The sequence below is a fragment of the Blastococcus sp. KM273128 genome, from assembly GCF_021698975.1.
Classification (GTDB): Bacteria; Actinomycetota; Actinomycetes; order Mycobacteriales; family Geodermatophilaceae; genus Blastococcus.
On record NZ_SSXA01000111.1, the window covers coordinates 1 to 8,545 of the forward strand.

The window sequence follows — 8,545 nt, forward strand, 5'->3', positions numbered from 1 at the left end:
GCTGCGCGGGTACTTGTAGGCCGCCATCCGCTCCTTGCAGTGCGCGATCAGCTCCTCCGGAGTGGTGCTCGCCCCGGGCTTGAGGCTGACGAACGCCTTCACGGTCTCGCCGCGCTTCTCGTCGGGGACGCCGACCACCGCGGACTCGCGGACCGCCGGGTGCTCGGCGAGCACGTCCTCCACCTCGCGGGGCCACACCTTGTAGCCCGAGGCGTTGATCATGTCCTTCTTGCGGTCGACGATGAACACCCAGCCCTCGGCGTTCATGAACCCGACGTCCCCGCTCTTGAGCGCCCCGCCGGGCAGGCCGGCGGCGGTCTCCTCGGGCTTGCCCCAGTAGCCCGCCACCACCTGCGGGCCCTCGGCGACGATCTCGCCGATCTCGCCGAGCGGCAGGTCGCGCCCCTCGTCGTCCTGGATGCGCACCACCGTGTTCGGCGCGGGGACGCCGACCGACAGCGCGCCCGACACCGGGTCCACCGGCGACGGCGCCCCGAACGGGGTCACCGTCATCGGCGAGGTGGTCTCGGTCAGCCCGTAGGCGTTGTGCACCTGCTTCCCGGTGGCCGCCAGGAAGTTCTGCTCGGCGGTCGGGGAGATGGCCGCCCCGCCGGAGTAGATCGAGGTGAACGACGCGAAGTGGTCCTGCGTGAACCCCGGCGCGTTGAGCAGGGCGGTGAAGGCGGTGATCGCGCCGATGGTGAAGGCCGGGCGGTGCTCGGCGAAGGCGTCGAGCACGACCTGGGGCTCGAACCGGTAGGCCAGCACCAGCGGCGCCGGCACCAGCAGGCTGACCGCGATGTGCCCGATCAGCCCGGTGATGTGGAACAGCGGGGCGATGCCGAAGATCGCGCCGTCCCGGCCGGCGTGCACCCAGTCCCGGTAGACCTGGGCGGTGAACACCACGTTCCGGTGGGTGTTCATCGCCCCCTTGGGCACGCCGGTCGTGCCCGAGGTGTAGGTCAGGAACGCCACGTCGTCGGAGCGCAGGCCGACCGGTGGCGGCGCCTGGCCGCGGTGGACGGCGACGAACTCGGCGAAGTCCGTCGTCCCCTCGTGCCGCCGGCGGGTCAGGCCGGCGAACAGCCGCTGGTCGTCCCGGGTCTGGAACTCCAGCTCGCTGGTGGTGAGCACCAGCCGCACGCCGGTGCCCGGGACCACTTCCCGCGCCACCTCGTCGTACAGCGACTCCAGGCTCAGGAGCACGGTGGCACCGGAGTCCTCGAGCAGGTAGGAGAGCTCGCGGGCGCGGCTCATCGGGTTGATCGACACCATGATGCCGCCGGCCTTCCAGGCGGCGACCATGGCGATCACGAACTGCGGCACGTTCTGCAGGTAGACCGCCAGCCGGTCGCCCGGGCCGAAGCCTCGGGCGAGCAGCCCGACGGCGAGGGCGTCGCTGAGCTCGTCGAGCTCCCGGCGGGTGATCGTGCCGTCGAAGTACCGCAGCGCCACCCCGTCGGGGTCGCGCTCGACGCCCGCCCGGAACATGTCCAGCGCGTTGTCGTGCTCGATCGCGTAGTCGGCCGGCTGGTCGCCGTAGAGCGCCAGCCACGGCCGGTCGTCGTAGCCGCTCACCGGGCTACTTGATGACGACGGGGTTGACGGGGGTGCCCGCGGCCTTGGCGACCTTCAGCGGGGCCGCGACGTAGAGGAAGGCGTACTGCCCGTCCTCGGCGCAGTCGGCGGCCAGCTGCTCCAGGTCGGCGATCTCGGTGAGCGTGACGCCGAGGTTGCGCATCAGCGCGTTGTGCAGCACCAGCGCCACCCCGTTGTTCGGGTCGAAGGTGACCTCGTTGGCGATCGTGTCGGTGACGAGGTTGGGGATCTCCATGTCCTGGAACCACTGCACCAGCTCGGGGGAGTAGACCAGGCCGGGCTCGTTAAAGCCCTCGTAGAAGGCCTCGCCCTGCTCGTGGAACAGCTGCAGGAAGTTGGTGCGGACGACCAGGATGTCCCGCTTCTCGATCGGCGTGCCCTGGGCCTCGGCGCAGGCGACGAGGTCCTCGTGGGTGAACGTCTCGCCCTTGTCGAGGGTCGGCTTGCCGCGGAAGCGAGCCATGTCCAGCAGCACGGCCCGCCCGACCACGCCGCGCTGGGCGATCGGCTCCACGCTGGCCTTCTCCAGCCCGCCGACGGTGGTGCGGGCGTCGTAGCCGTTCCAGATCTTGCCGTCGTACCAGAGGTGGCCCAGCGCGTCGTACTGCGTCGAGCCCTGGAGGTAGGCGTCGATCTTGTCGTCGGCGTAGTGCAGGCCGCCGGGGTAGTCGGCCCCCTTGCCGCCCTCGTCCCAGTCGCTCTCGTCGAGCACCTGCGTGCGGACGGCGGGGGTGCGGCCGGGCCAGACCGGGTCGCCCTTCGGGTCGCCGATGAGCCGCTGCAGCGTGAAGACCTTGCCCGAGCGCACCAGCTTGACCGCGGCGAGCACCTGCTCGGGGCCCAGGTAGTTCAGCGCGCCGACCTCGTCGTCGGGCCCCCACTTGCCCCAGTTGGTGGGCGCGTCCTTGAGCAGGTCGCCGAGGTACGGGGCGGTCGCGGGGGTGTCGGTCACAGGTGCCTCCCGGGCTGGTCGGAGGCCCGTCCGTCGGACGGGCGGGGCGGTCCCCGGAGTGTTGCGCCGGTGTGGTGGGAGCCACAACCGGTGTGCAACATTCGGTGCAACCGCGCACCGCCGTCGCACCTGAGCAGTCCAGGGGAGAGACCGATGACCAGCAGCACCCTGCCCGGCAACCCGGAGTCCGTGTTCACCTACGGGGCGCCGCAGTTGAAGTTCGGCAACGGGGCCTCCGACGAGATCGGCTTCGACCTCAGCCGCTTCGGCGTGCGCCGGGTGCTGGTCGTCACCGACCCGGGTGTGGCGGCCACCGGGCACCCGCAGCGGGTGGCCGACCAGATGGCGCAGTTCGGCATCGAGGCCCGCGTGTTCGACGGCGTGCACGTGGAGCCGACCGACGTGAGCCTGGTCGCGGCGATCGACGAGGCCCGCTCCTCGGGCCCGTGGGACGCCTTCGTCGCCGTCGGCGGCGGGTCGAGCATCGACACCGCGAAGGCGATCAACCTGCTCACCACCAACCCCGGTGAGCTCATGGACTACGTCAACGTGCCGGTCGGCAAGGGGCAGGCGCCGTCGCAGCCGCTCAAGCCCCTGGTCGCCGTCCCGACGACGACCGGCACCGGCTCGGAGAGCACGACGATCTGCGTGATGGACGTGATCGCCCAGCGGGTGAAGACCGGCATCAGCCACGCCTGGCTGCGGCCCACCCTGGCCGTCATCGACCCCGACCTCACGCTGAGCCAGCCGCCCGGGGTCACGGCGGCGTCGGGCATGGACATCCTCTGCCACGCGCTGGAGAGCTACACCGCCCGCTGGTACACCACCTACGACCGCAAGAGCCCCGACCAGCGGGTGCCCTACTGCGGCTCCAACCCGATCTCGGACATGTGGTCGGAGAAGGCGATGAGCCTGCTGGCCGGCTCCTTCCGCACCGCCGTCCGGGACGGCGACGACGCGCAGGCCCGCTCGGACATGGCGATCGCGGCGACGTTCGCCGGCATGGGCTTCGGCAACGCGGGCGTGCACATCCCGCACGCCAACGCCTACCCCATCGCCGGGCAGGTGAAGGACTTCCACCCGAAGGACTACCCGGCCGGCGAGCCGATGGTGCCGCACGGGATGTCGGTGGCGCTGACCGCGCCCGAGGCGTTCCGCTTCACCTTCGAGGCCTCGCCGGAGCGGCACGTCCGCGCCGCCGAGCTGCTCGCGCCGGGCGCCGACCGCCCGTCGGACGCCGCGGAGTTCCTGCCCACGGTGCTCGCCGACCTGATGCGCGACATCGACATCCCCAACGGGGTGGGCGCGGTCGGGTTCGGCGAGGGCGACATCCCCGACCTCGTCGACGGCGCGATGAAGCAGCAGCGGCTGCTGGCCACCTGCCCACGGGCGGTCACCGAGGACGACCTGGCCGGCATCTTCCGCCGGTCGATCTCCCTGTGGTGAGGCGGCTCAGCGGGGGGCGACGACGGTCTTGGTGACCTGGCCGGTGGCCACCAGCACGCCCTCCACGGTGGCCTCCGCGCGCATGAAGGCGACCGCGCGGCCGCGCCGCAGCACGGTGGCGGTGACCTCGACCTCGGCCCCGGCGGCCACCGGGCGCAGCAGCGACGCGGAGACGTCGTGGGTGACGGCGTGCTCGCCGTCGCCCAGGTGCGGGAGCAGCGCGAGGAACGAGGCGACGTCGAGCAGGGCGTAGACGACGCCGCCGTGCAGCATCCCGGCCGGGTTCTGCGCGGCCGGGCCCACCGGGAACCGGATGCCGGCGGCCGGGTCGGCCTCGTCGCGCAGCCCGACACCGAGGAACCGGTGCAGCGAGATGTCGAGGACGGTCTGCACGATGGCTCGGGGATCGGGGGCGCCGGTCACCGGGCCAGCATCCATCAACAGCCCCGGCCGCTTCCCACAGACCCCGCCGGAGCCCCGCGAGGTGGCCTCCGGCGTTCCTACGCTCCGCCCTGGTCGGTCACGGGAGGAGGCAGCGGTGGGTGCGTACGGGGACCCGGAGGGGCTGGACGGCCTGGCCGCCGAGCTCGCGGAGCGCGCGCGGGCGGTGCGGGCAGCGGGGGAGGAGCACCGCCTCGCGGGGGTGCGCACCCGGTGGGTCTCCGACGCGGCCACGGCGCACCGGCGGCAGCTGGCCCGGGACTGCGCGCAGGTGCAGGCCGCGGCCGACGCGCTGGAGGAGGCGGCCGGTCTGCTGCGCCGGCACGCCGACGACGTGCGCGCCCGCCTGGTGGCGATCGCCCGCGCCGAGCAGGCGGTCCGCTCGTGGCTGGCGCGGCGGGCGGCCCGCGGTGGCGACCTGGTCGATGACGTCGTCGGGGAGCTGCCCGAGGCGGGCGCGGACGCCTGGCGCGCGCTGTCGGCCCGACTGGGCAGCGCGGGCCTGTGGTGAGCGGCGCGCCCGTGGTCGCCGGGATCGAGGTGCACGGTGGCGCGGGCGGCGTGGAGGCCGACCTCGCCGATCTCGTCGCGCTGGCCGGCAGCAGCCTCGCCCTGGCAGAGGCGCTGGCCGCCACCAGCGCGGCCTGCCACGCGGTGCTGGTCGACCCCGACCTGCTCGCCTCGGCGCTGCTCGACCCGGTGGCCGTCGCCCGGTTCCAGGCGGCGCTGCTCACCGCGCTCGACGGGCCGGGCGGTCTCACGGCGCTCGCCGTGTCCTCCACCGCGCGCGCGGGCGCCCTGCGGTCGGCGGCCGGGGCGTACGCGGCCGCGGACGCCGCCCTCGCCGCGCTGGTCGACGACCTGCATCGGGCGGCGGGGTTCGTCCCGGAGGCCGCGCTGGCCGGCCTGCTGCTCGCCGGGGCGGGGCAGGTGGTGACCGACCCGGTCGGCGCCGCGGTGGCGGTGGGCGAGCTGTCCGGCGACCCCGAGCGCTGGCTGACCGAGCACCCGGGCGTGGTCGACCACCTCGTCAGCGCCGCCCCCGGGACCGCGGCGCGGGTGGCGGTGGGCACCGGGGGAGTGCTCTCGCCGTGGCTCGGTGGCGGCGACGTCCGGTCGGCCGCCGCCCGGCTGGGCCGGCTCTGGCCGGACGGCGTCCCGGTCGTGGCCCGCCGTCCGGACGACCTGCGCCCCGCCGCCGTCCGGCCGCCCCGGGGCGCGGCGGACCTGCTCGCGGCGCTGCACCTGCGGTCGGCGGGGTCGGGGGCCGACGGCGACGAGGTCGGCGTCCGGGTGCTCACCCGCGCCGACGGCACGACCGCCTACGTCGTCGACATCCCCGGCACGGGGGACTGGTCGCTCCCCGACGGTTCGGTGAACCCGGCCAGCAACGACCTGGGCACCAACCTGCGGGTGCTCGGCGGGGAGGTCACGACGCGGCAGCGGGCGGTGGCCGAGGCGCTGCGGCGCTCCGGCGCCGGCCCCTCGGACCCGGTGCTGCTCGTGGGGCACAGCCAGGGCGGGATGGTGGCCGCCCAGGCCGCCCACGATGCCGGGACCGCCGACTTCCCGTACGACGTCCGCGGGGTGCTGACCGCGGGCGCGCCGATCGGCCGGGTGGAGGTGCCGTCGCGGGTCCAGGTGCTGGCGCTGGAGAACGCGCACGACGTCGTCGCCCACCTCGACGGCCGGGACAACGACGACGACCCGAACGTGACCACGGTGACCTTCGCCCGGTCGACGGGCGCCGTCGCCACCGCGCACGGGCTGGCGAGCAGCTACCTGCCCGGCGCCCGGGCCGTCGACCGGGTCGAGGACCCCTCGCTCGCGGCCTTCCGCGCGAGCGCGGCGCCCTTCCTCGCCGGGCCCGGTGAGGAGGTGGACGTGGTGTCCCACGTCTACGCGATCAGCAGGGGGTGAGCCTGGCTAGGCTGCCCGCGTGGCGGCGGCGGCGGTGGTGCTGCCGGAGTTCTCGCTCATCGTCCTCGGCGTGGTGCTGCGCCGCTGGGCCTGGCGGTCGCCGGGCTTCTGGGTCGATCTCGAGCGCCTCGTCTACTTCGTGCTGTTCCCCGCCCTCCTCGTGCGGACCACCCTGGCGGCCGACCTCGCCGCGGGCGGCACCGGCAGCGCGCTGCTGGCGGCCCTGGGGGCGCTCGCCGCCGGCGCGCTGGTCGGTGCGCTCGTGCGCTGGTTCCCCGGGGTGGACCGGGTGACCGCCGCGTCGGGCTGGCAGACGGCGTTCCGCTTCAACACCTTCCTCGCCCTGGCCCTGGTCGACGACCGCGGCCCCGCCGCGCTCGCGCTCATGGGCGTGCTGCTCGGCGTCACCGTGCCGGCGGTGAACGTGCTCGCGGTGGTGGCCCTGGCCAACGGGACGGCGACGTCGAGCGGCCGCGGGGCGGTGCTGGGCGCGCTCGGCGCCGTGGTCCGCAACCCGCTGATCGTCGCGACCGTCGTCGGCCTGCTCGGCAACGTGGCCGGTTTGGCGCTGCCGGGTCCGGTCGACGCCACCCTGGGCCGGATCGCGGCCGCGGCGGTGCCGCTGGGGCTGCTCACCGTGGGGGCGGCGCTCCGCCTGCGGGGGCTGTACGGCACCGGCTGGCTGCTCTCCGGCTTCCTGGCGGCGGTCAAGCTGCTCGTGGTCCCCGCCGCCGCGCTGGCCCTGGTGCTGCTGCTCGGGGTCGAGGGGGACCAGCGCGCGGTCGTGCTGGCCTTCGCGGTGGTCCCGCCGGCCACCGCGTCCTACGTGCTGGCGGCGCGGATGGGCGGCAACGGCGGCTTCGTCTCGGCGCACATCTCGGTGGCGACCACCGCGGCGCTGGTCACGGTGCCGCTCTGGCTGCTGCTCACCCGCTGAAAGGCGGCCGTCGGGGCGCGGCCCGGTGCGTCGGGTGCGCATGACTTCCGGCACACCCGCGCCCGGCCCGGCCGGTGGCAGGCGCCCTCGCGCGGTGGGGCGGGTGGGGCTCGAACCCACGACCCAGGGATTATGAGAGGGCTCAGGCGGCCTAGGGGCTCACGCCGGTGGCCTGCCGATTCGGCCCTTCACCTGCGGGAACGGCCTTCCTCGATGATCGGTGGGGGAGCGCCTGACTATCACTGATTGCCGCAGCTCATTGGGTCAAACGTTGGGTTGAGCGCCGCGCCACCAGCCTTGAACTAGCGGGTCGTCGACGGAAGCTCTGCCACACGAAGCTTGCGGGCCTGCCCTCGGTGATCTGGGCAGTAGTCGCGGCCGCCCTTGAACAACCAACCGGCCTTTGGCGCGTCGTGCTTCCTAACTGGGACGGGGCCGTGTGTTGTAGGGCTCTCCCAGGATGCGCCGCACCGAGGCCAGTCGCAGAAGAGCGTCACGTCGTAGCCAGCAGCGGCACGTGTTGTCGGTCGGGACTGCGCAGTCACACTGGCATCCTGCACTGGTCTTTGTGACCTCGGGCCAGGAAGTACCCCATCGCCACCGCTGGGCATCATCCTCGTCGTGATCGATACGTGCTGGTTGGCCTGCGCGCTAAGGTCGGCCGGTGTATTCAAGGCTCGCGTCCGACGGATACGCGGTCGTCGACTCACGAGCGGAGCGAGCCCGCCTGGTTGGTGGCTTGGGATCAGCCGGCGAACCGCAGCTAGTAGTCGCTCGTGAAAGCGCGTCCGCCGATCCGTGGTCACTCTCGGGCGTGTACGGGCTGGGAGCCTTCCCTTGGCACACAGACGGAGCAGTAGCGAAGTCGCCACCGCGATGGCTCCTCCTTGAGGCGGTCCGCCTTCCGGAGCCCACTGCAACGCAGCTCCTTGAGCCTCCGGAGGGGCTGAAGCGCAGGTTGAGGCGAACCGTTCTCCGCGTGGCAGATCGAGCGGGAAGGGTGCGGCATCTGTCAGCACTAACGTCCGTGAATGGGGTGGAACGCATCCGTTGGGACCCGCGGATTGCCCGTCCACGCACAGGGGTTCCCCTCTCAGCGGTCGACTCGCTTGAGCCAAGCGTGACTGTTCCGTGGCAGGAGGGCAGGGCTCAGTGGCGTCCACCAAGGTGGTGTGCGACGGCCCCGGTGACCAGCGGGCCCTGCACGTGAAGGCGGCCACCGCGTGATCTTCTGGATACCTTCCACAGCC

Annotated in this window: 7 protein-coding genes; 4 read left to right on the forward strand and 3 right to left on the reverse strand. The window is 73.5% G+C overall.

What is annotated here, in order from left to right:
• Positions 1 to 1,578: AMP-binding protein (locus E9529_RS20350; protein ID WP_236833090.1), on the reverse strand; the 1,578-nt coding region annotated here is incomplete at its 3' end.
• A 4-nt stretch (positions 1,579 to 1,582) separates the two neighbouring features.
• Positions 1,583 to 2,551, reverse strand: coding sequence for a cyclase family protein (locus E9529_RS20355; protein WP_236833091.1), 969 nt, complete (start codon positions 2,549 to 2,551; stop codon positions 1,583 to 1,585).
• 153 nt (positions 2,552 to 2,704) lie between these two features.
• Between E9529_RS20355 and E9529_RS20360 the strand changes: the two genes are divergently transcribed.
• A complete protein-coding gene (locus E9529_RS20360) occupies positions 2,705 to 3,997 on the forward strand; it encodes a hydroxyacid-oxoacid transhydrogenase (RefSeq protein WP_236833092.1) in 1,293 nt (430 codons plus the stop codon).
• 6 nt (positions 3,998 to 4,003) lie between these two features.
• Here E9529_RS20360 and E9529_RS20365 read toward each other — a convergent pair whose 3' ends face one another.
• The gene (locus E9529_RS20365) at positions 4,004 to 4,420 is read right to left on the reverse strand and encodes a PaaI family thioesterase (protein ID WP_236833093.1); all 417 of its coding nucleotides are present in this window, start codon (positions 4,418 to 4,420) and stop codon (positions 4,004 to 4,006) included.
• Positions 4,421 to 4,535: 115 nt separating this feature from the next.
• Between E9529_RS20365 and E9529_RS20370 the strand changes: the two genes are divergently transcribed.
• The 3 genes from E9529_RS20370 to E9529_RS22870 are packed head-to-tail and all read left to right on the forward strand — an operon-like array spanning position 4,536 to position 7,295.
• On the forward strand, positions 4,536 to 4,949 hold the full coding sequence (locus E9529_RS20370) for a putative T7SS-secreted protein (protein WP_236833094.1): 414 nt from the start codon (positions 4,536 to 4,538) through the stop codon (positions 4,947 to 4,949).
• Entirely contained in the window at positions 4,946 to 6,358 is a 1,413-nt protein-coding gene (locus E9529_RS22865; RefSeq protein ID WP_236833095.1) for an alpha/beta fold hydrolase, read from the forward strand. Before E9529_RS20370 ends, E9529_RS22865 begins: the two co-directional genes overlap by 4 nt.
• Before the next feature lie 19 nt (positions 6,359 to 6,377).
• Positions 6,378 to 7,295: an AEC family transporter gene (locus tag E9529_RS22870; RefSeq protein WP_236833096.1), complete on the forward strand. Its 918-nt coding sequence runs from the start codon at positions 6,378 to 6,380 to the stop codon at positions 7,293 to 7,295.
• Positions 7,296 to 8,545 lie beyond the last annotated feature (1,250 nt).